The 21,153-nt window shown below is 40.2% G+C and carries 16 protein-coding genes; all 16 read left to right on the plus strand.

The window, feature by feature from the left end; genetic code table 11:
- Positions 1–33 precede the first annotated feature (33 nt).
- The 16 genes from ACO2Q8_RS07450 (at position 34) to ACO2Q8_RS07525 (ending at position 21,113) form a co-directional block, all read left to right on the plus strand.
- Complete coding sequence (locus tag ACO2Q8_RS07450) at positions 34–2,238, plus strand: polysaccharide biosynthesis tyrosine autokinase (RefSeq protein ID WP_423344159.1); 2,205 nt, start codon at positions 34–36, stop codon at positions 2,236–2,238.
- An 89-nt stretch (positions 2,239–2,327) separates the two neighbouring features.
- A complete protein-coding gene (locus ACO2Q8_RS07455) occupies positions 2,328–2,996 on the plus strand; it encodes a sugar transferase (RefSeq protein ID WP_423344160.1) in 669 nt (222 codons plus the stop codon).
- 104 nt (positions 2,997–3,100) lie between these two features.
- On the plus strand, positions 3,101–4,432 hold the full coding sequence (locus ACO2Q8_RS07460) for a UDP-glucose dehydrogenase family protein (RefSeq protein ID WP_423344161.1): 1,332 nt from the start codon (positions 3,101–3,103) through the stop codon (positions 4,430–4,432).
- A gap of 56 nt (positions 4,433–4,488) precedes the next feature.
- Positions 4,489–5,427, plus strand: coding sequence for a GDP-L-fucose synthase (fcl, locus tag ACO2Q8_RS07465; protein WP_423344162.1), 939 nt, complete (start codon positions 4,489–4,491; stop codon positions 5,425–5,427).
- A 33-nt stretch (positions 5,428–5,460) separates the two neighbouring features.
- On the plus strand, positions 5,461–6,573 hold the full coding sequence (gmd, locus tag ACO2Q8_RS07470; protein ID WP_423344163.1) for a GDP-mannose 4,6-dehydratase: 1,113 nt from the start codon (positions 5,461–5,463) through the stop codon (positions 6,571–6,573).
- Positions 6,574–6,823: 250 nt separating this feature from the next.
- Entirely contained in the window at positions 6,824–7,594 is a 771-nt protein-coding gene (locus ACO2Q8_RS07475) for a polysaccharide biosynthesis/export family protein (RefSeq protein ID WP_423344164.1), read from the plus strand.
- On the plus strand, positions 7,591–9,918 hold the full coding sequence (locus ACO2Q8_RS07480; protein ID WP_423344165.1) for a GumC family protein: 2,328 nt from the start codon (positions 7,591–7,593) through the stop codon (positions 9,916–9,918). Before ACO2Q8_RS07475 ends, ACO2Q8_RS07480 begins: the two co-directional genes overlap by 4 nt.
- A 34-nt stretch (positions 9,919–9,952) precedes the next feature.
- Entirely contained in the window at positions 9,953–11,239 is a 1,287-nt protein-coding gene (locus ACO2Q8_RS07485) for a lipopolysaccharide biosynthesis protein (RefSeq protein WP_423344166.1), read from the plus strand.
- Positions 11,240–11,254: 15 nt separating this feature from the next.
- Positions 11,255–12,205, plus strand: coding sequence for a hypothetical protein (locus ACO2Q8_RS07490; RefSeq protein WP_423344167.1), 951 nt, complete (start codon positions 11,255–11,257; stop codon positions 12,203–12,205).
- Positions 12,206–12,538: 333 nt separating this feature from the next.
- A complete protein-coding gene (locus ACO2Q8_RS07495; protein ID WP_423344168.1) occupies positions 12,539–13,711 on the plus strand; it encodes a glycosyltransferase family 4 protein in 1,173 nt (390 codons plus the stop codon).
- Between the two features lie 53 nt (positions 13,712–13,764).
- Positions 13,765–14,343, plus strand: coding sequence for an acyltransferase (locus tag ACO2Q8_RS07500; protein WP_423344169.1), 579 nt, complete (start codon positions 13,765–13,767; stop codon positions 14,341–14,343).
- The gene (locus tag ACO2Q8_RS07505; protein ID WP_423344170.1) at positions 14,340–15,467 is read left to right on the plus strand and encodes a glycosyltransferase; all 1,128 of its coding nucleotides are present in this window, start codon (positions 14,340–14,342) and stop codon (positions 15,465–15,467) included. The genes ACO2Q8_RS07500 and ACO2Q8_RS07505 overlap by 4 nt, the downstream gene beginning before the upstream one ends.
- A gap of 219 nt (positions 15,468–15,686) precedes the next feature.
- On the plus strand, positions 15,687–16,742 hold the full coding sequence (locus ACO2Q8_RS07510; protein WP_423344171.1) for a glycosyltransferase family 4 protein: 1,056 nt from the start codon (positions 15,687–15,689) through the stop codon (positions 16,740–16,742).
- Positions 16,726–17,967, plus strand: a complete 1,242-nt coding sequence (locus ACO2Q8_RS07515) for a glycosyltransferase family 4 protein (protein WP_423344172.1) — start codon at positions 16,726–16,728, stop codon at positions 17,965–17,967. The genes ACO2Q8_RS07510 and ACO2Q8_RS07515 overlap by 17 nt, the downstream gene beginning before the upstream one ends.
- Positions 17,968–18,339: 372 nt before the next feature.
- Positions 18,340–20,019 carry a hypothetical protein gene (locus tag ACO2Q8_RS07520; RefSeq protein WP_423344173.1) on the plus strand — a complete coding sequence of 560 codons (1,680 nt, stop codon included), beginning with the start codon at positions 18,340–18,342 and terminating at the stop codon, positions 20,017–20,019.
- A 44-nt stretch (positions 20,020–20,063) separates the two neighbouring features.
- Positions 20,064–21,113, plus strand: a complete 1,050-nt coding sequence (locus ACO2Q8_RS07525; protein ID WP_423344174.1) for a hypothetical protein — start codon at positions 20,064–20,066, stop codon at positions 21,111–21,113.
- The last annotated feature ends 40 nt before the right edge of the window (positions 21,114–21,153 follow it).

A 21,153-nucleotide genomic window follows, 5' to 3' on the forward strand; every position in this document is an offset into this window, starting at 1 on the left:
GTGGAGGGGAAGTCAAGCCTTCGGCCTACAGTAATGCTAGCTTTGCGCAACTGGCCTTGGTTTGTCTTGTCTGTGTTAATTATGTTTGCAATTTTTGGCGTATATCTGCATTATCAACCTTTAGTATATAAAGTCCGTGCTACCTTATTATTAAAAAATAAAGTTCAAAAAAATGAGGCAACGAATATCAGTTCCATTTTTGGAGGTAGCCAAATCAATACAACTAATATCAAGTCCATCGAGGATGAGATTGGAATACTGACATCCTATACCTTAATGGACCGAGTGGTTAAAAGGCTTGGTTTGGATATACACTATTATAGATCAGTAGACGGAATACAACGGGAAATTTATGCAAACTCACCCATCCGCCTTGAAGTTGAGAAAGGAGAATCAACCCTTTATACAAATGATTTAATAGTTTCATTCTCAGCTAGTAACAAAGTACTTATAAATAATAGAATATATCCAACTAACCAATTTGTAAATACAGAATATGGACGGTTGCGCATCATTCCACAAAGAGTTCTTTCGGATACTGTTCAGCCAATTACGGTTAGTTTCTCATCGCGCCCAAGAATTGTTAATGCTTACTTAGCCAGACTGGAAGTTGTGCCCGTTTTGAAACAATCGGGTTTACTAACGATTAGTTTGATCGAGGCCGTTCCAGACAAGGGAGAGGCCATTCTAAAACAGTTAATTAATGAATATATAAAAGAAGATATTACGTATAGAAAGCAGGAGGTCAGTAACTTGCTCAGTTTAATTGAAGACAGGCTTGAACTGATTGCCGCAAGAAAACATAACGACGAAATACCCCTAAATAACAGTTTTGATAAGCCGGAGGATGTATTGCTCAGTGAACAAGAAGTAAATGCTCAACTATTAGACGAGATAGAGAAAAAGCTGAATGGATTGAAATTGATTGAACGATATGCTCAGAATAAAGGTGGCAAAGCACGCCTTGATCAGGTGGCGCTGACACTGAGTGATCCGGTTCTAATAAATCAGCTAGAAGAGGCATTGCACCTTGAGACCAAACAGAATAAAGGAAATCATGGAACGATACAGGATAGCGCCTTATACCAGCAATTAAAATACATAAAATACCGGATTTATAAGTCTCTGCAACGTATTCGCAAACAGTTAACACAAAGTCGTAACGAAATTATTGGGCAAAACCGGCGGACTAGGGAGGGCATTAAAGTTAAGCCTACTAAGGAAACAGCCTTAGTAAGTGTTTTAAACCAGCCTGCAATTAGAAATACACTGTATTCATATCTGTTGCAAAAGCGGGAAGAAGCCGTGATGTCTGTGCTATCAACTACTTCTGAAAGTCGGATTATTGATATGCCGCGTACAGAAGTCGTATCATCGGCAACTGTTAATGTGATGGTTTTTATTCTGTTAGGTTGCTCTGGCTTAGTGTTACCCATCTTATTTATTGGGGTTAAAAATGCGTTCAATAACCGTATCACTCAACGCACGGAGGTCGAAGAACTGACACATGTGCCCATATTGGGTGAAATATCTCTAAGCCAGCAAATTACTGTTGATAATTTGGTGTTTAGACCCAGGATACAATCGGTAATGGGAGAGCAAATTCGTGCGTTGCGGACCAATTTACAATTTGCCGGGAATGAGCCTCATCGAAATAAAGTGATATTATTTACTTCTTGCTTAAGCGGGGAAGGTAAATCCTTAATATCAATAAACCTAGGTGCCAGCCTAGCACTTCTTGGACGAAAGACGATTGTCCTCGAAATGGATATGCGTAGGCCCAGATTACACAAGGGCCTGCATTTGGAGAAACGAAACGGAGTTAGTCATTACCTGATAGGTGAATCAACTGTAGATGAGATCATCCAGCCGATAGCAGGTTACAATAACTATTTTATTGCCACAGCCGGTCTCCTCCCGCTAAATCCTGCTGAGCTGTTGGGTTCTGAACGATTGCCAAAGCTACTTCATGAGCTAAATAAAGAATTTGATCATATTGTTATCGATTCTCCACCGATTGGATTAGTTACAGATTCACAGTTAATTGCTCCATTCGTTGACATTACTCTTTTTGTTGTCCGGCATAATTATACACCAAAACATTGCATGAAGATGGTAAACAATTTACACAATGGAAACCGTTTCCCGAATCTAAATATTGTTCTTAATGCAGTTGGCGAAGGTGACATCCGGTATTCAAACTATTATGACGGTGATTACACCCTGAGCCCCGCTTAATGCGGATAATGGAGAGTCTGGCTATTATAAACTATTCATTAGATTTATTTAAATGAGTAAGAGTTATTGTTAATATAAACTTGTTTGTTATGCTTAGTCTTAACTCAGATTTTCAAAATCTCTACGTGTATGCCGAGCCACAGACCCGAAGAAATGATCTTGCTTATAAAAATCTTGGCAAACGGTGTTTTGATATATGCGTTGCGCTCATAGTTATTGTGCTGGTTTTATCTTGGATGATTCCCCTGGTAGGGCTTCTGATTAAGTTAAGTTCGCCTGGTCCGATACTTTACATTCAAAAAAGAACTGGCTATAAAGGGTTTACGTTCAATTGCCTGAAATTCCGTACAATGACTCATGATCCCAAAGCAGATTTCAAACAAGCTACAAAAAATGACAAACGGATTACTGCAATCGGCGCTTTTCTCCGTAAAACAAACCTGGACGAGATGCCGCAGTTTTTGAATGTGCTTGTAGGTGATATGAGTATTGTAGGGCCGCGCCCGCATGCGTTGCAACACAGCGCCCAATACTGGAATACCATGCCAGAATACCGCAAACGTTATCGGGTTCGGCCTGGGATAACCGGTTTGGCTCAGGTGAATGGATGCAGGGGAGAAACTGACCAGTTGATCAAAATGAGACACCGCGTTAAATACGACCGGTTTTACAATAGAAATAAATCATTTCAACTCGATGTATGGATTTGCTGGTTAACATTTGCATCCATGATTAAAGGAAAAACTCAAGGTAGTTAAATGGAAAAATTTACTTCACTATAGTAAAAATTAATCCAATTTTTTGATTAATAATTAAGTTTCTTGATTGAATTATGGTTGTATTATTACTAAAACTATAGCATATGAAAATTGCAGTAGTAGGGACCGGTTATGTCGGTCTGGTGACCGGAACGTGCTTCGCCGAAACCGGCAACCAGGTAACTTGCGTCGATGTCGATGAACGCAAGGTTCAGAAACTCACCAACGGCATCATCCCCATCTATGAACCGGGTCTGGATGTGTTGTTCAACCGCAACACCGCCGAAGGGCGCCTACGCTTTACCACCAGCCTGGCCGAAGGCATCGAAGGCGCTGAGGTTATCTTTCTGGCCCTGCCCACGCCCCCCGGCGAAGACGGCTCGGCCGACCTGAAGTACATCCTCCAGGTGGCCGGTGATCTGGGCCAGTTGATGAAAGACTACGCCGTCATCGTCGACAAGAGCACCGTGCCCGTCGGCACCGCCGAGAAAGTCCGTGAGTACATCTCGCTGGCGGCTCAGGTGGACTTCGACGTGGTCTCCAACCCCGAGTTTTTGCGCGAAGGCGTGGCTATCGAAGACTTCATGAAACCCGACCGGGTGGTGATTGGCACCAACTCCGAGCGGGCCAAAGCCGTCATGAGCAAATTGTATGCCCCGCTGGTGCGGCAGGGTAATCCGGTGATCTTCATGGACGAACGTTCGGCGGAGATGACCAAGTATGCGGCCAATGCGTTTCTGGCGGTGAAGATCTCGTTCATGAACGAGATTGCCAACCTGTGCGAGAAAGTAGGGGCCAACGTCGATGACATCCGCAAGGGCATCGGCACCGATAGCCGGATTGGCAAACGGTTTTTGTTTGCGGGCATCGGTTACGGGGGAAGCTGCTTTCCGAAGGATGTGCAGGCGCTGGCGAAAACCTCAGCCGACTACGAATATGACTTCAAGATCCTTAAGTCGGTGATGGATGTGAACGCCCGCCAGAAGACGAAGCTGATTCCGGTCATTGAAAAACACTTCAACGGTGATCTGAAGGGCAAGACGATTGCGGTGTGGGGGCTGGCCTTCAAACCCTACACGGACGACATTCGGGAGGCTCCGGCACTGGAAAACATCCGGGCGCTGTTGGCGGCCGGTGCGAAGGTGACGGCGTATGATCCGGAAGCAATGGAGAATGTGAAGATGGTGCTGGGCAACCAGATCACGTATGCACACACCTCGTATGCGGCTCTGGACGATGCCGATGCGCTGGTGATCATGACCGAGTGGCCGATGTTCCGCACGCCAGAATTCGGGAAGATGAACCTGTTGCTAAAGAACCGGGTGATCTTCGACGGTCGGAACCTGTATGAACTGGAGCAGATGAAGGAAATGGGCTATACCTACTACAGTATTGGTCGGGAGACGGTTGGCGTTGATGTCGAGCAAGTTGCCTGAGCCGCTTCTGTCGGAAATTACCCTGTAAACTCATTCCAAACTTCCTCGTCAAAAAGGTGAATCAAGATTCAAAAATATATGTAGCAGGCCATCGGGGGATGGTAGGCTCCGCGCTGGTTCGCAGCCTGCAAAGCAAAGGTTACCATCACATTGTAACCCGGACTTCTTCGGAACTGGATTTGCGTAACCAAAGCGCCGTGGCCGACTTCTTCGCGGAGGAAAAACCGGACTACGTTTTTCTGGCAGCCGCTAAAGTGGGCGGTATTTGGGCCAATAACGTCTACCGGGCCGAGTTTCTCTACGACAACCTGCTGATTGAGGCCAACATTATTCACAGTGCGTACCAGAATCAGGTTGACAAATTGCTCTTTCTGGGTTCTTCCTGCATTTATCCCAAAATGGCCCCTCAGCCATTGAAAGAAGAGTACCTGCTGAGCGGTTATCTGGAAGCGACCAATGAACCGTACGCGATTGCCAAGATTGCCGGTATTAAACTCTGCGAAGCCTATCGGAGTCAGTACGGCTGCAATTTTATCTCGGCCATGCCGACCAATTTGTACGGCCCGAATGACAATTACGACTTGCAGGGCTCCCATGTCTTACCGGCGTTGATTCGGAAATTTCATGAGGCCAAAATAGAGCATCAGCCTTTCGTGGAAGTATGGGGCACGGGTTCACCGCGTCGGGAGTTTCTACACGCCGATGATCTGGCCGATGCCTGTGTGTTTCTCATGGAAAGCTATAATGACGAAGCCTTTGTCAACATCGGGACCGGTGAGGATGTCACGATCCGGGAGTTGGCCGAACTGGTCAAAGAAACCGTCGGTTTCGAAGGCGAACTGCGCTGGAACACCGACAAACCCGATGGCACCCCCCGCAAACTGATGGACGTTTCGCGCTTACATCAATTGGGTTGGATACATCAGACTTCTCTGAAAGAGGGGTTGGCTATGACTTATCAGGACTTTCTGGCCAACCAGGAAATCTATGTCTAACGAAGTATTGAAATCCGTATCGAAAAGCACTTTATGAAAAAAGCATTAATTACCGGGATCACGGGTCAGGATGGCGCTTACCTGACCGAACTACTCCTCTCAAAAGGCTACGAAGTCCACGGCATCAAACGCCGGAGCTCGCTGTTCAATACCCAACGCATCGACCACCTCTACGAAGATCCCCACGAGAGAAATGTGCGCTTCAAGCTGCATTTCGGGGATTTGTCTGACTCGACCAACATCATCCGAATCATTCAGGAAGTCCAGCCCGATGAAATCTACAACCTGGGGGCTATGTCCCACGTGCGGGTGAGCTTCGATGAACCCGAGTACACCGCCCAGGTCGACGGCATCGGCACGCTGCGCATCCTGGAAGCCGTGCGCTTGCTGGGCCTGACCGAGAAAACCCGGATTTACCAGGCTTCGACCTCGGAGTTGTACGGGGGGGTTCAGGGCCATGCCCAGTCGGAAACCACGCCGTTCTACCCTCGTTCACCGTATGCGGTGGCCAAGCTGTACGGGTACTGGATCACGGTTAACTACCGGGAAGCCTACAACATGTATGCTTGCAACGGCATTCTGTTCAACCACGAATCGCCCCTGCGGGGAGAGACGTTTGTGACCCGCAAGATCACCCGGGCGGTGGCGCGGATTGGGCTAGGACTGCAGGACAAAGTCTTCCTGGGGAACATCGACTCGCTGCGCGACTGGGGTCATGCCAAAGACTACGTGGAGGCCATGTGGCTGATTCTACAACAGGAAAAACCGGAGGACTTTGTGATTGCCACGGGGGTAACGACGACGATCCGGGATTTTGTGAAGATGGCTTTCGGGGAGATTGGTGTCGAACTGGAGTTCCGGGGAGAGGGCGTGAATGAAAAAGCCTACGTAGTCAGTGCGTCAAACCCGGATTTCCCAGTAGAGATCGGCAAAGAAGTGCTGAGCATTGATGAGCGGTATTTCCGTCCGACGGAGGTCGACTTGTTGCTGGGAGACCCCACGAAGGCGATGACGAAGCTGAACTGGAAACCGAAGTATGATCTGGCCGGGTTGGTCAAGGACATGATGAGCGCTGACATTGACTTGTTCCGCCGGGATCAGTTGCTGGCCGAAGGGGGGCATTTGGTGCTGAATTATTATGAGTAATTGATTTAGTTTCTAAGTTAGTTTTGAATAACTGGTAGAAACTAACCTTTATGTATTGTTATATATTATGTGTAATGATAAGATATTGATCGAGAATATGTTAGAATAATTGATTATATCTAAATATAATATATGAAACTTTAATTGAAAAAAGATTTGAATTCCAGAAGGGTAGTGTTTTAATGTTAATATAGAGTTGATTGAATGTTTTTGCTTTTTATTAGATTTTACTTCAATTAATTGGTAAATAATGAAATTGATAAAAATTGGAATGAAGATATTATTATTTTCTTTTGTTTTAATAATTGCTTCTTGCAAAAGCTCTCAAAGTGTCACTTATTTTAACAACATAAAACACGAATATGAGCAATCAAGGCCGATAGAAAATGACATTGAAATCAGAATAAGAGCAAATGATCAATTGAGCATTAAGGTAATGAGTACAAATGCGGAGACTAATAATTTACTAAACAGTAGTCTTGCACAATCATCTGAAGGGGTCGTTACAGGTTATTCAGTTAATAAAGACGGATATATTCGATTCCCACTAATTGGGAAAGTAAAACTTTCTGGATTAACAACTCAAGAAGCGACAGATAAGATAACAAAATATATATCTGACAACTACGTGAAAGATCCAATTGTAAATGTAAGTATCTCAAATTTTAAAATAACTGTAATTGGGAAAGTCGGTACTCCACGGACAATAGTCGTACCAGGAGCTAAGATAAACATAATAGAAGCGTTGGGTTATGCAGGCGATGTGACAGATTTGGGAGACAAAAAAAATATTATGATAATTAGAGAGCTTGAAGGTTTACGAAGCACAGCTAAAATAGATTTAACGAATAAAGAGGCATTAAATTCCCCTTATTTTTATCTCCAACAAAATGATATTATTTATGTACAACCGTCAGAAGATGTTATCAAAGGGAAAGGGACAAATCCGTTTTCGATAATAACTTCGGTAGCTACGCTGGTATCAACAATTACAATAATTATCCTTAATTTTACACGATGAGCGATAATAGAGAACTTTTTCCTATAAATTCAGAAATAAAAGGAGAAAAAGATATTAAGTCAATTATGACTGTTTATGCCAGCCGTTGGCGCATATTTTTATTTAGCATATTAATATGCTTTATGGTAGCATTTGTTTATATTAAGTACTTAAGTACACCAAAATACACGGTCAAGAGTTCAGTTTTAATTAAAACCAACCTTCCTTTGCCGACTGTTTCAAACTTTGTTGCATTAAATGGGACGGCTAACTTTGATCCATTAAGTAGTCTGGAAACCGAAGTAGAACTGTTAAAGTCAGATGATTTATTAAGAAGTACGTTAAAAGAGCTTTCATTGTCAATTAGTTATGAAATTAATAACAAGGAAATATACAGTAAATACTCCCCAATTAAAGTTGTAGGAACTAAACTAGATTCTATGTCATTAGGGAAACGGTTTACCATATTGATAAAATCAGGGAATCATTTTCTATTATCCGATGACGATGGAAAAACCACTTTGCATAAGTTTGGTCAAGAGGTTAAAGTAGGTTATGGTACACTCACTATCTTGGCAAACCCGAATGTGACTTCCCATATCAATAATGAGATAGTCTTTTATTTAAACGGAATAAACGAATTAATTTCTAAATATAAAAAAGTATTAAAAGTTGTACCATTTTCTGAAAAAGCCAGTCTACTTCAATTACAACTAATAGATGAGTTCCCAGAAAGAGGTACTAGCATATTAAATAAGTTAATGGAAATATATGAAAGACGTTCATTTGAAACTAAAAATCTGGTAATTAACAATACGATTAGCTTTCTAGATGAACGGTTAAGATATTTTTCAAAATCATTATCTGGAGTAGAACGAAGAGTTGAACAGTACAAACGTACTAATGAACTAACCGATATAAATAGTCAAGCAGCAAGTTATGTTGCTCAGGCAGATGCATATACAAAAAATATGTCAGAGTGGGCGATCCAGATTGATATTTTAGAGTCAATCGAGAACTACTTGAACGAAGCTCCCAATCAATATAAGTTAGTACCCAGCAGTCTTGGAATTACTGATCCGACGCTTATGGATCTTATCAATAAACTTAATGAGCTACAATTGCAACGAGAAAATACTTTACGGACGGTTAAACCAAACAGCCCTTTGGTAAAAAGTATCAATGATCAAATTTCTAACTTAAGGCAAAATATTCTTGAAAATTTAAAAAACATAAAAAATGGTTTAATTATTCAAAGCGAAAACTACAAGGCTAATTCTGAAAGATTCAGATCAAAGGTTGATAAAGTGCCTACAATGGAGCGTGACTTGTTAGAAATAAATAGACAACAATCAATCCGTCAAAATATCTACTTATTCTTACTACAAAAACGAGAGGAATCTACAATAGCGAAATCTGCTATCGTGCCTGATTCGGAAATAGTTGATTCCGCTTGGGCCGATCCTAATCCAGTAAGCCCTAAACAACTGATAGTTTATTTAGTAGCAGTTCTGTCGGGATTAAGTATTCCTTTTGCTTACATTTATATAAAGGAATTTACAAACGATAAAATTAGAAGTAGTTCTGATCTTGCTCATTATTCAACTATACCATCACTTGTTGAGATTGATGCATTTAAATTTAAAAAGGCAAAGAATATGACTTATAATTTACAGAACGCAGTGTTAAATAAATTTGAATTAATACGAGCAAAGATTTTGTATTCAGAAGAATTTAAAAAATCTAAAGTGTTGATGGTGACTTCTTCAAAATCGGGCGAAGGAAAAACGTTTTTTAGCGTGCATCTAGCTTTAAGTCTTTTAAAAGCAGGTAAAAAAGTAATCTTGGTGGAATTAAATTTGCGACAACCTTCTCTTCAAAATGCGTTGAGATTATCACAAAGTGCAGGCGTCTCCAATTACATTTCTTCGGATAATCATTCATTTGTTGATTTTATACAGTATCCAGATAATATTCCAAATCTATCCGTTATTTCTGCGGGTGAAGCTGTTGATCATCCGTCGGAACTACTTATGTCTCATAAAATTCCCTCTCTAATATCGAAACTTAAACAGGGTTTTGATTATGTAATAATTTGCTCCTCCTCTGTTAACATATCCGAAGATGTTTACGTCTTACACGATTTTGTAGATCATTCATTAATTGTAGTTAGATATAATTTTACTACTTATAAGGATGTAACTTCTATCAATAAAGTATATCAAGAAGGTTTACTTACTAATCCAAAGGTGATTTTTAATGCTTTGCCAAATTCTCAGACGTCTGACAAGATCGATAATAAAGCAAAGAATAATCGCAATAAATTAAAAAGAGCTTATATTTAACATTAAATTTGATGTTAGTTTGAATTACAAAATGATGAAAACAGTGATTCAATATATAGGTTTAACTATTAAATATGACACGATATTCAAATGGGGGAAGCTTTTCACAATCGTTGGACTATCCCAGTCAATAGTTCAGGGCATTGGTCTGATTAGTGGAATCTTCATAATTAGGTTTTTGCCTACTGAAGAATATGCAGTTTATACCTTAGCAAATACTATGCTAGGTACAATGACCATTCTTGCTGATGGCGGAATTTCATCTGGAATAATGTCGCAAGGGGGTAAAGTATGGATAGATTATAAAAAATTAGGAGTCGTATTGTCAACTGGTATTCATCTAAAGAGTCAGTTTGCTATTGGAAGCGTAATAATATCAATACCAATTTTGCTTTTTATGCTTCGCCATCACAATATAAACTGGCCAATGACACTCTTGATAGTTGGATCAATTCTACCTGCTTTCTTCGCCAATTTATCCAACTCTATTCTTCAAACAGTTTTCAAGCTTCACCAGGATATTGCTTTATTACAACGAAATCAAATTATTGTTAATATAATTCGATTTTTTGTTTTAATAAGTACAGTATTTGTTTTTCCATGGGCTTTTGTTGCTTTATTTTCATCAGGGCTTCCGCAGATATGGGCTAATGTTAACCTTCGTAAATCATTATCAAAATACGTAGATACTAAGCAACCGCCATCTAATCAAGTTAAGCAAGAGGTTTTAAAAGTAGTGAAACGCATACTTCCGGGCTCTATATATTATTGCTTTTCAAGTCAAATTTCCGTTTGGTTGATTTCTTTAGTAGGAAACATGTCTATGATTGCAACGATTGGTGGTTTAAGTCGTCTCGCAATGGTACTAACATTATTTTCAACATTATTCAACACTCTTATTGTCCCGAGGTTCTCTCGGCTTAATGGTGATAAAGGGCTGATTCTTTTTCGATATCTACAAATAATATGTTTACTATTTTTAATTTGCATGGCAATAGTAATATTCATATACTTTTTTTCAACAGACGTATTGTGGATTCTTGGTAACAACTATAAAAATTTAAATAATGAAGTTGTAATTAGTAGTATTGGAGCATGCTTAAGTTTAGTGGCTGGTATTGCATTTAGCTTGTGTACTAGTAGGGGTTGGACATTAAATCCTATTCTATCTATTTCTATTGAAATCCTTGCCATAGTTATTGGTGTGACTATTTTTGATATTTCATCTATCATTGGAATTTTAATATTTAATATATTTGTAGCTGGTATACAAGTATCTATGTATGTTATTTATAGCATTGTAAAGATTGCTAAAATTTAATTTGTAAATTCAAAAATGAGCTCTGTCGTTTGTACATTATTTGAAGGTCATTTTCATCATGGAGTTGCAGCGTTAGCCAACTCTCTCTACAATTATGGCTATCGTGGTGTAATTTATGCAGGTTACCGCGGACCATTACCGACTTGGGCAGGTAATGCGATAGACTGTTCAACTTCACAGTGGCCTGGTGCGTCGATATTAAAAGTAACAGATGACTTCCAAATTCTGTTTTTGCCAATAAACAATGAGTACCATTTAACGAATTACAAACCTAATTTTATGCTTGGCTTATGGGAAAGCTTTGCAAATGACTCAAACGCTATTGCATATTTTGATCCTGATATAGTAATAAAATGTAAATGGGATTTTTTTGAGACTTGGATGGGTCATGGCGTTGCATTGGTTCATGAGAGTATAAGTAATGACATGCCTCCTACACATCCTTTTCGAAAAGAGTGGGAAAAAGTAATAAAAAAGGCAAACCGCCAAATAACTAGACAAATGCACTCGTATATAAATGGTGGATTTTGTGGTGTATCGAAAGAGAATAAAGAGTTTTTAAAGGATTGGATAGAAATTACAAATGCTGGAATCAAGTATTTCAAACTAACACCTGGACAATGGAAGCACTCTTTTGATCGAACATATATCTTTTATGCTCAAGATCAAGATGCTCTTAATATAACAGCAATGTGTAGTAACTCTCCAGTTAGTGAAATCGGGCCAGAAGGAATGGATTTTATTGCAGGCGGTTTTACAATGTCTCATGCTTTAGGGGCGCCTAAGCCATGGAAGAAACAATATATTCGCAGTGTTTTAATGGGTAATGCACCTAGTACACCAGACAAAAACTTTTGGAAAAATACTTTGGGGCCAATCAAAACTTTTGGTAATAATCGAATAAAATATAAAAAGTTAACTATTACACTTGCCTCGTTCATCGCTCGTTTTTACAGAAGGGCTTGATTGTGTTTATTAGTATAATAAAATACTTAAATAGAAATGGTAATAATTACATCATATAATTAAAGTAATCATTTTTTTTATGTGTAATTAATTTAGGTTTATCTACTCTCAGTTTAAAGTATTAAATGATGTATATTATTTTGTAACTATACAAACATTTGTTGTTTTTACTATCGGATAGTTTGTGTCTGACAACACTTTTGCAGTAATCTTCAAGCTTTAATTCCCTCAAAAATTTAGCCAGTATGAATTGCTTCATACATTTAACTTGAATTTATTTTGTTATTAGAATGTTTTGAGAGTTGGTTATATTAAAGTATTGCCTATTTTTAAATGTTCTTTTTAGTCATTTTTGTTGATGCGGTACTCACTATAAGTATTTTTTTAAGACATCTTTCTTACCTTTTAATTGTTGAAAAAATGGTAGTAGTACATGTAGCAAGAATTGACCTCAACTATGAATCAGGTATGAGTAGAGTCGCTTCTTGGTGGCGTAATTCATTTTTGAAAGATGGTCATGAGTTTTATCACATTGGGTTGTCAGAAGTAAATTCTAGTACCCATAGATTTTTTTGGGGTTACAGTGCACGCAAGTATTTAAATCAATTAAATATTAAATGTGACATTCTTTTGGTTCATGAACCCCTTGCTGGTTTCTTTGTAGGTGGAGATTACAAACTAGTTGTATTCAGTCATGGTGTTGAAGAAAGAGGGTGGCTAGTCGCCGGTAAATACGGATATCGAACTAATTCTAAACTATCAACTTTGCTTCCTGGAAAGTTGAAGTTTTATTCTAATAACCTTGGATTTAAAAAAGCAGACAAAGTACTTGTACTTAATCAAGAAGATTCGCAATATTTAATTAATAATAAAAAGATTGACCCATCCAAAGTTTCAGTTTATCAGAATGGTTACTATCCATTTAAAATAGTCAATAAAGATCGGACTCGTATTACTTTCTTATATAATGCAACTTGGATTGTAAGAAAAGGTACGCCCTTAATGTACAATGTATTTAATCGGTTACTGAATGAGTTTTCAGACATAAGTCTTTTAATTGCGGGGACTGGCTTAAGTAAAGACGAGATATTAAAAGGCTTTGATAAAAACGTTTGGAGCCGTATTGATTTTGTAAAAAAATTTTCATATGAGAAAGAGTCGGAACTCTATTCGAATGCGCATGTTTTTTTAATGCCTTCATATTTTGAGGGCCAATCGTTAGCATTAACACAAGCGATGGCAATGGGGCTTGTTCCCATTGCCTCTGATAATTCCGGTCAAAAAGACTTTATCATTCCTTATACCAATGGTTTACTCTTCCAGACTGGAAATGCTCAAGATTTTGAAAATAAAATTAGATATTTATTAGAACACAAATCGAAATTAACTGATTTTGGAACTAAAGCAAGAGACTTCGTTTCTGAACTAACATGGGAAAAAGTGTCTATGATGATTGTTGATATCTGTAAATCAATAGTTATGAATTCGAATCATGTCAAAATTTAGCTTTTGTCTATCATTATTTGGATATATATTTAGAATACCGTCTATCGCAGCTTATGAAAAAATATTTGCAGAAAGCTCTATTTAAAATTCGACATCATTATTTGTCAAGTTTCTTTGCCTTTTTTCGTATACTATGGTTTAGATTATTAGGTATGAGGATAGGCAAAGGGGTTGGTATTTCTCCTATAAAGATTAATTGGCCTCATCAGGTTGCTTTAGGAGGATACTGTAAACTTGAACATGGTATACACATAAAGTATGATAGGCCTTGGCAACCTGGTCCATCTATTATTATAGGTGAGCGTGTCTTTATTGGAAGTTATTGTGAATTCAATTGTACCGAGCGTATTATAATTGGAAACGATGTAAATATTGCGTCAGGCTGTAGGTTTATTGATCACAATCATGGCACAAAGCTCGGGGAGTTAATAGGCAAGCAACCTGCTCCAAAAAAAGTGATATTAATAGGAGACGATGTCTGGTTAGGTTGTAATGTAATTGTTCTTATGGGTGTTGAAATAGGAAACGGCGCTATTGTGGGAGCTGGTGCAGTTGTTACCAAATCGATTTTACCGAATGAGGTATGGGCGGGAGTGCCAGCGCGAAAAATTGGTCAGCGGTTGAACGTATGAAGATTGTACTTCTTTGTGGCTCTCTCGAGCCTGGGCGTAATGGCGTAGGAGATTATGCAAGGTTATTGGCTGGTGAGTTGGTTCGGATGGGTCTCAATGTTGTGCTAATCTCTATGAACGATCCGTTTGTTAAAACACCTTTTTTTGGAAAGCAGTATGCAGAAGACGTGGCAATTACTGTTTTACGGATTCCGGCGGATGAATCAGAACTTAACCGTCTAAAACACGTAAAAGATTGCATAAATACATTTGATCCGGATTGGATCAGTTTACAGTTTGTTCCTTTTTCGTTTCATCCAAAGGGACTTCCCGTTGGCTTGGGCAAGCAACTATCTAAAATAGGGAAAGGGCGAAGATGGCATATTATGTTTCATGAATTATGGGTTAGAGTTGAACCAGGTGTAAATTGGAAGCGGCGATTTTATACACCTTTGCAGAAAGCTTTGATCAAACAACTAATTAATACAATTAAACCTTCTGTTGTTCATACCCATTTACCGTCTTACTTTTCTGATTTGCAACAAATTGGTTGTAGTGTTAAACCATTGCCTTTATTCTCGAACATTATTTTTAAAAATTCAATCACCGTAAAGAAAGATCCAGTCTCGTTTTGTATAGGAATATTTAGTCAGATAGATGATAGAGCGGAGGTGCTAAAATTTATAAGTCAAATGTCGGATGAAATTAGTAAAGAAGGAATTCGGCTAGAATTGCTTATGATTGGTGGTGACCCAAACCGTATGAATAAATTTACTTTGGCAGTATCTAGTCTGAAAAACTTCACCGGTAAAATTTCTCAAACAGGCTTTCTAGAGCCTGAATTCATATCATTAGAATTGCAAAAGTGTTCACTTGGAATAACTTCCGTTCCAAGGCACTTATTGGGAAAGAGCGGTAGTGTTGCTGCCTTTTTATCACATGGTATACCGGTAGCAGCTCCATGTTTTAGCTCTACCGTGGGTCCATCTGAAATAGGTTTTTTTTCAGAGGAATTGAAGTCTGCTATACTTCTCTCTCCAAAACTATGTGCCTATTGGGAGGCTAAATCAAATGTATCTTTAGTGTATAACTCTCTACAACTTCAATCAATAGCGAATGTTTATGCTTTAGATTTAAAGATTTAATATGAATATATTTGTTCCTTGTACTTTGAAAAAAGTAGTTATTACAATGTTGATGTGGAGGTCTGTTTAAAATTTCTGCTAGCCCGCTTGTGAAATATATAGTTTTGGAGAATTATTTTGTAATAATAATCTACGCTTAAGAATTGTAGTTTAGATTATAGGTATAAGTAATGTGTAATAATAGACTGGTATGTTATCCAATGTTTATAGCAACTTCCAATGACTTTGAAAATCCTGTTTATCAGTCATAAATTTTATCCAGATATCGGCGGCATAGAGGCAAACTCCGAGATCTTGGCGAATGCTTTTGCTAAAGCGGGCCATGAAGTGCGTCTATTGACGTGGTCAATGGATTCAAAAGAAAAAAAGTTTCCATTCGCCGTTATCAGAAAACCGGATCGACGCACTTTGTTTCGTGAGCATGCCCGTGCCAATCTTGTTTTCGAAAATAATGTAAGTCTCCGGCTGGCCTGGCCTAACTTGTTTTTTCGTCGCCCTTCTGTGATTGCCTTACACACCTGGTTGTCCCGTCCAGATGGTAGTATGGGTTGGCAAGATCGTCTGAAATTCCTTTGGCTACAAAAAGCACGTCGGGTGATAGCTGTTAGTAATTCGGTACGAGAGCGATGTTGGCCTGCTTCGCTGGTGATCGAAAATCCCTATCAGGAAACTATCTTTCAGAAGTATCCGGAAATAATCCGCTCTCGAGATTTTGTTTTTCTAGGCCGTTTAGTATCCGACAAAGGTGCTGATATTGCTATTCAGGCTTTTCATTATCTTTTGGTAATGAGGGACCAACTACCCGGACTTTCACCTATTCCTTCTCTGACTATTGTCGGGGATGGACCTGAACGGGAGTTCCTGGAAACAGAAACTGCCCGATTAGGTCTGAGTAATCATGTCTTGTTCACAGGATCACTGCGGGATAAAGAACTGGTACACTGTCTGAATCAGCACCGGTTTATGTTGGTGCCTTCTCGTTGGGAAGAGCCCTTCGGTATGGTTGCTTTAGAGGGAATGGCTTGTGGCTGTATTCCTATAGTCTCAGACGGTGGTGGTTTGCCGGACGCTGTTGGTAAAGCGGGATTGACTTTTCGACGGGCAAATGTTGAGGATTTAGTTGCTAACATTCAAAAAATATTGGGTAATCCTTCTCTGGAACAGCAACTGCTCGATGCGGCACCCTATCATCTTTCGACACATCGACCCGATGTGGTAGCCCACCGGTATCTGGAAACTTTTAAACAAGCAATTTCTGATGAAAGTAGTAGTTAATCATCCACTTGGCAATGCGAACGTACGAGCGGCAGGGGGAGGTCTGGTAAACGCTGGCTTACTGGCTGGTTTTACTACTGCTATTGCTAGTTTTCCGGGGGATATCATTGATCGTATAAGTACCTTAGGTCCTTTCGCCGAGTTTAGACGTAGGCGATTTGATTCTGCGCTGAAACCACTCACCCGAACTTGGCCCTGGCTTGAAGCGGGGCGACTGATTGCCCAAAAGGTGGGTATCGTCAGCTTAACGAGACACGAAACGGGGCTTTTGTCGGTCGATGCGGTATTTCACAACCTTGATAGGCGAGTGGCGGCTGGTCTGAAAACTGCATCTCAAAAAGGTGTTAGCGCTGTTTACGCTTATGAGGATGGAGCGGCTTTTACATTCCGAGAAGCCAAGGATCTGGGGTTGCAGTGCCTGTATGATCTGCCGATTGGCTACTGGCGGGCAGCCCGGCGATTGCTGGAGGTTGAGCGGGAACGATGGCCGGAGTGGGCTGCCACATTGACCGGCTTTCGTGATTCGGAAAAAAAGCTGGCCCGGAAGGATGAAGAGATTCGGTTGGCCGATCATATTTTTGTGGCCAGCCAGTTTACGGCCCGGACCCTGGCCGATTTTCCCGGTACGCTTCCTCCGATTCACGTGGTTCCTTACGGTTTTCCAGCCGTAAATGACCTCCGGATTTATTCACCCATTTCGGGGCATAAACCCTTAAAATTGCTTTTTGTAGGCGGTTTATCCCAGCGAAAAGGAATTGCCGACCTTTTTTCAGTCGTCGAGAAGCTGGGCCGGTATGTTTCTCTGACGGTCGTAGGGGGGAAACCAACCGGCGAATGCTCGGCCCTGGATGCCGCCCTGGCTAAACATCACTGGATTCCGTCTTTACCCCATAACCGGGTTCTGGAGCTAATGCGCGAACACGATGTGTTGGTTTTTCCGTCTCTTTTCGAAGGCTTCGGACTGGTTATCACGGAAGCGATGTCCCAGGGTACGCCTGTGATTACAACGGATCGTACGGCCGGACCGGATTTGATCACGCATGGTCATGACGGCTGGCTGATCGAAGCAGGGTCCACCAACGCCCTGCAGGCAGTTATTGAAGAATTGCGGGATCACCCCGAAGTTATTGCTGAAATTGGAAGAAACGCTATGGAAACAGCACGCAAACGCCCCTGGACTATGTATGGTCAGGAGTTAGCCGACGTGATCAGGAAAATTCTGTAAAAATGATCACCTGACCGAAGCCGGTAAAAGTATCCTGTTGAAGTAATCGATCAGAGCTGCTCTGATAAGTATAGTTAAAATTTTAATCCGTATATGATAATTTGCATAAACAAATAAATCGGTTTTGATACATTTCTTATTAACAGACAATTCCGAACACATAATTTAAATAAAATTTGTATTATTCTTAGTGAACGAGCTACAACTTACACCAAAATTCTCTAAATTTAGAAATCCATTAGGTTGGTAGCTATTTCAGACTTGTTACTATTTTCTATTTCGCTATAAATAGAATAGGTTCTATTTTTTATTGTATTATATTTTTTCGAAATTCAAAATTTTCATTTTTCTTCGGTCTTTCAGAAGCAACTTATGAAATTGTTTTTTACACTGGTTATCGTATGTTTATTTACGAATGTTTTTTCCCAATCATTGCTAAAGCCGGTTGTTGAAATCGATGTGCGAAGCGGAGCATTCAGTACTTCGCTACCTTTCGATGAAACTTTTACAATCAAGGGCGAACTTACTTACTCGACAAGAAAAGTTATTCTGAAATATGGCCCTCTGGATAAAGCACGCGCCGATAGATACTTCGCCAAAAAGGTGAATTATACAGAGAAATATAAAAATGATCCGATTTTGGAGTCGGTTCGTGAATATTTGGTAAAGAAAGGTGAAACAGAATTTGCCTTTTCAGAAGTGGGTCCTTTACGTCCAAACAGTCCGTATAAATTCAGATTTATTACCTTAACCAATAATCGTATTTCTACTCAAGATATTAAATTCTTAAAACAGGAAATAAATCGGGAAGTAACGGCTGCTCTAGCGAAAGAAAAAGTTCTCAATTTGGATGATTTAAACAGTGTATATGATGAGTTGATTGAGCTTTCGTCTAAAGTTAATCAGGAAAATAACCTGGTGGACGGTTTGAGTGAACCATTCGATATTAAAAAGTACAAAACCAACTTGAACCTTTACTCTTACAGATTGCTTAATTTACATAATGCTGAGTATACGCAAAAACGGCGACTTGGAGAAGCGATCGATTCAATGAGTCTGGATGGGTTTGACACTTATTATGCCCAAATTCTTCCTAAATTGACAGATTTGAATGCGGGTGCGATTCGTTTGTCAACGTATTCAAGACAAGCGTTGTCCTCTTTAAAAGACCGTGCTACTCAGGATGAGACAACTCTCCAACAACCTTTACTTTATCTACAATCGATCCTGTCGGATAGAAGTGCTTTTCGCCAACAGATACTACAAGAAACCGGTAGCCTGGAAGACAGCACATTGACCGTCAATCCGGCTATTTTACAAAACCTGATCGGAATAGTTGGCGTGCTGAAAGCCAATGAATTTACAAAGGCTGATAACAGCCGGGTTTTTACCACTGCTGAAGTGAATGCTCTTGAAAAAGTAATGTTGTTTTTGAGTCAATTGCAAAAAACACAAAAGGCGTTGGCAGGAACTACCCAACAATTGTTTCTTTTGAAATCTGAGATTTCCGATGTACTGGTACGAGCCTACACCGAAGAAAGTTTTGTGTTGGCAAGTGTCGCAGAATTTGACGCCATTGCCGGAGCGGGTCCGTATGTTTCGCTCGATCTGGGGCTACTGATGGCGTACAATCCCTATAAAAATTCGGATGGACCCATTGGCAACAATACTTACTTTGCAATTCAGGAAGGCATCAATATTTATTTTAGCCCTGTCAATAAACGGGTCCCTCTGCAGAATTTTAAATCTCCTTACCGCTTTTACAAATCGTTCAACATGCATTTGGGTTTTGCCCAAGTGTTGGGAGGTTTCGATACCTATCGATTCAAAAATTCGCTGGGCCGGTTTTTAGGTAATTTCGTAGTAGGTGTAGGGGTGCGGTTTAACAGCGTAACGAAATTGGGTGCGAGTGCTATGTTTGTCAGAATGAATGACATCAACCCAACCGTAAGTCGATCGACGCTAAAACCTTTATTCGGGTTGAGTTTAACGTGTGATCTTAACGCTGCCAGAATAATAAGTAATGCCGGAAAACGAAAAAACCGGAATTGATTGTAAGATGTGGGCTAGTTATTATTTAACATAAAATATCAATTATGAGACCTATTTTAGTTGGTTTGGTCTTTTTTATTCAAGTTGTTTTAGTCATTTCTTGTAAAACCCTAAATGAGGTTCCGCAACCGATTATAATGCTAAGCTCTACCGTTCCGGCAAACGCTTTGGCCGACGGACGAACGGCCTACCGATTTACGGCTAAAGTCAGCCCATCCGTCAGTGAAGAATACAAAACAATCACGTTTAGAAGTACCGGTGGTCAATTTGCTTCTTCGGATAGTGCGACACTTTACAGCGTTCGGGTAAATGAGAAAGGCGAAGCCAGCACCGACTGGATTGTACCGGCCACGGGCGGGGATTATTATGTATCAGCTTTGGTGGGTAATGGGAGCGGGGCCTACCAGGATATGGTGAAGGTGACGTTGGCTACCAGCATACCGCTCACCGATTCGATCACGATTGCTATAACGGGATCAGACACGGTGCGTGCGAATGGACAAACAATTCTGAAGATCAATTTAAAATCGAATAATCCAGTTATTCGTCAGTTAGTGGTTTCCAACAATCTGGGCATTTTAAGCGATGGGACTGCTTTTCCAACGGCGGAGGCTCCGCTTCAGGTTCAACTGGATCAATCAGGCCAGGGTGAGCTTTATCTGCGGGTTGGTAACCGGGTCGATCCTTATTTTATCAGGGCTTATTTGCCGAACAACCCGAATGCCTTTAAGCTATTTACCTTTACACCCTTAAGGGCTTATCCGGATAATATTTTTGTGGAACCCGATAGCTCGTTTGTTTTGCCAAATTCACAGACGCCGGTTGCTATCTACTTGGTCAGAAACACAGGTACGGTAAGCATAGGTACCCGTATCGATTATGAAGTTTATCAGGATATCGATGGCGTGAAAAAGAATTATTCCTTATTAAAGAATGTAGCGAATAATTTCACAGACGAGTCAGGAAAGGCAGCCGTTGTTTTTGTGGCCGATACGTCAGTGGTTGACCGCAGAAAACCGGTCTTTCTGAAAGCCTCATCGTTCAACGATAAGGGGCAGGCTATATCGAAAGAAATAATTTTGAAGGTTAAATGACGAGCATTTTATAGGGTTGAGAAATTGCTGCATCAATCAT

The organism is Larkinella sp. VNQ87, assembly GCF_049445795.1.
In the GTDB taxonomy this organism is placed as follows: Bacteria; Bacteroidota; Bacteroidia; order Cytophagales; family Spirosomataceae; genus Larkinella.

Bases quoted from the DNA above. Each gene is read 5' to 3' on its own strand.
- ACO2Q8_RS07525 (WP_423344174.1), top strand. From the start codon at position 20,064: ATGAGACCTATTTTAGTTGGTTTGGTCTTTTTTATTCAAGTTGTTTTA.
- ACO2Q8_RS07505 (WP_423344170.1), top strand. From the start codon at position 14,340: ATGAAGATTGTACTTCTTTGTGGCTCTCTCGAGCCTGGGCGTAATGGC.
- ACO2Q8_RS07490 (WP_423344167.1), top strand. From the start codon at position 11,255: ATGAGCTCTGTCGTTTGTACATTATTTGAAGGTCATTTTCATCATGGA.
- ACO2Q8_RS07475 (WP_423344164.1), top strand. From the start codon at position 6,824: ATGAAATTGATAAAAATTGGAATGAAGATATTATTATTTTCTTTTGTT.
- ACO2Q8_RS07460 (WP_423344161.1), top strand. From the start codon at position 3,101: ATGAAAATTGCAGTAGTAGGGACCGGTTATGTCGGTCTGGTGACCGGA.
- ACO2Q8_RS07520 (WP_423344173.1), top strand. From the start codon at position 18,340: ATGAAATTGTTTTTTACACTGGTTATCGTATGTTTATTTACGAATGTT.
- ACO2Q8_RS07450 (WP_423344159.1), top strand. From the start codon at position 34: ATGCTAGCTTTGCGCAACTGGCCTTGGTTTGTCTTGTCTGTGTTAATT.
- ACO2Q8_RS07485 (WP_423344166.1), top strand. From the start codon at position 9,953: ATGAAAACAGTGATTCAATATATAGGTTTAACTATTAAATATGACACG.
- gmd (WP_423344163.1), top strand. From the start codon at position 5,461: ATGAAAAAAGCATTAATTACCGGGATCACGGGTCAGGATGGCGCTTAC.
- ACO2Q8_RS07455 (WP_423344160.1), top strand. From the start codon at position 2,328: ATGCTTAGTCTTAACTCAGATTTTCAAAATCTCTACGTGTATGCCGAG.
- ACO2Q8_RS07495 (WP_423344168.1), top strand. From the start codon at position 12,539: ATGTTCTTTTTAGTCATTTTTGTTGATGCGGTACTCACTATAAGTATT.
- ACO2Q8_RS07510 (WP_423344171.1), top strand. From the start codon at position 15,687: ATGACTTTGAAAATCCTGTTTATCAGTCATAAATTTTATCCAGATATC.
- ACO2Q8_RS07480 (WP_423344165.1), top strand. From the start codon at position 7,591: ATGAGCGATAATAGAGAACTTTTTCCTATAAATTCAGAAATAAAAGGA.
- ACO2Q8_RS07500 (WP_423344169.1), top strand. From the start codon at position 13,765: ATGAAAAAATATTTGCAGAAAGCTCTATTTAAAATTCGACATCATTAT.
- ACO2Q8_RS07515 (WP_423344172.1), top strand. From the start codon at position 16,726: ATGAAAGTAGTAGTTAATCATCCACTTGGCAATGCGAACGTACGAGCG.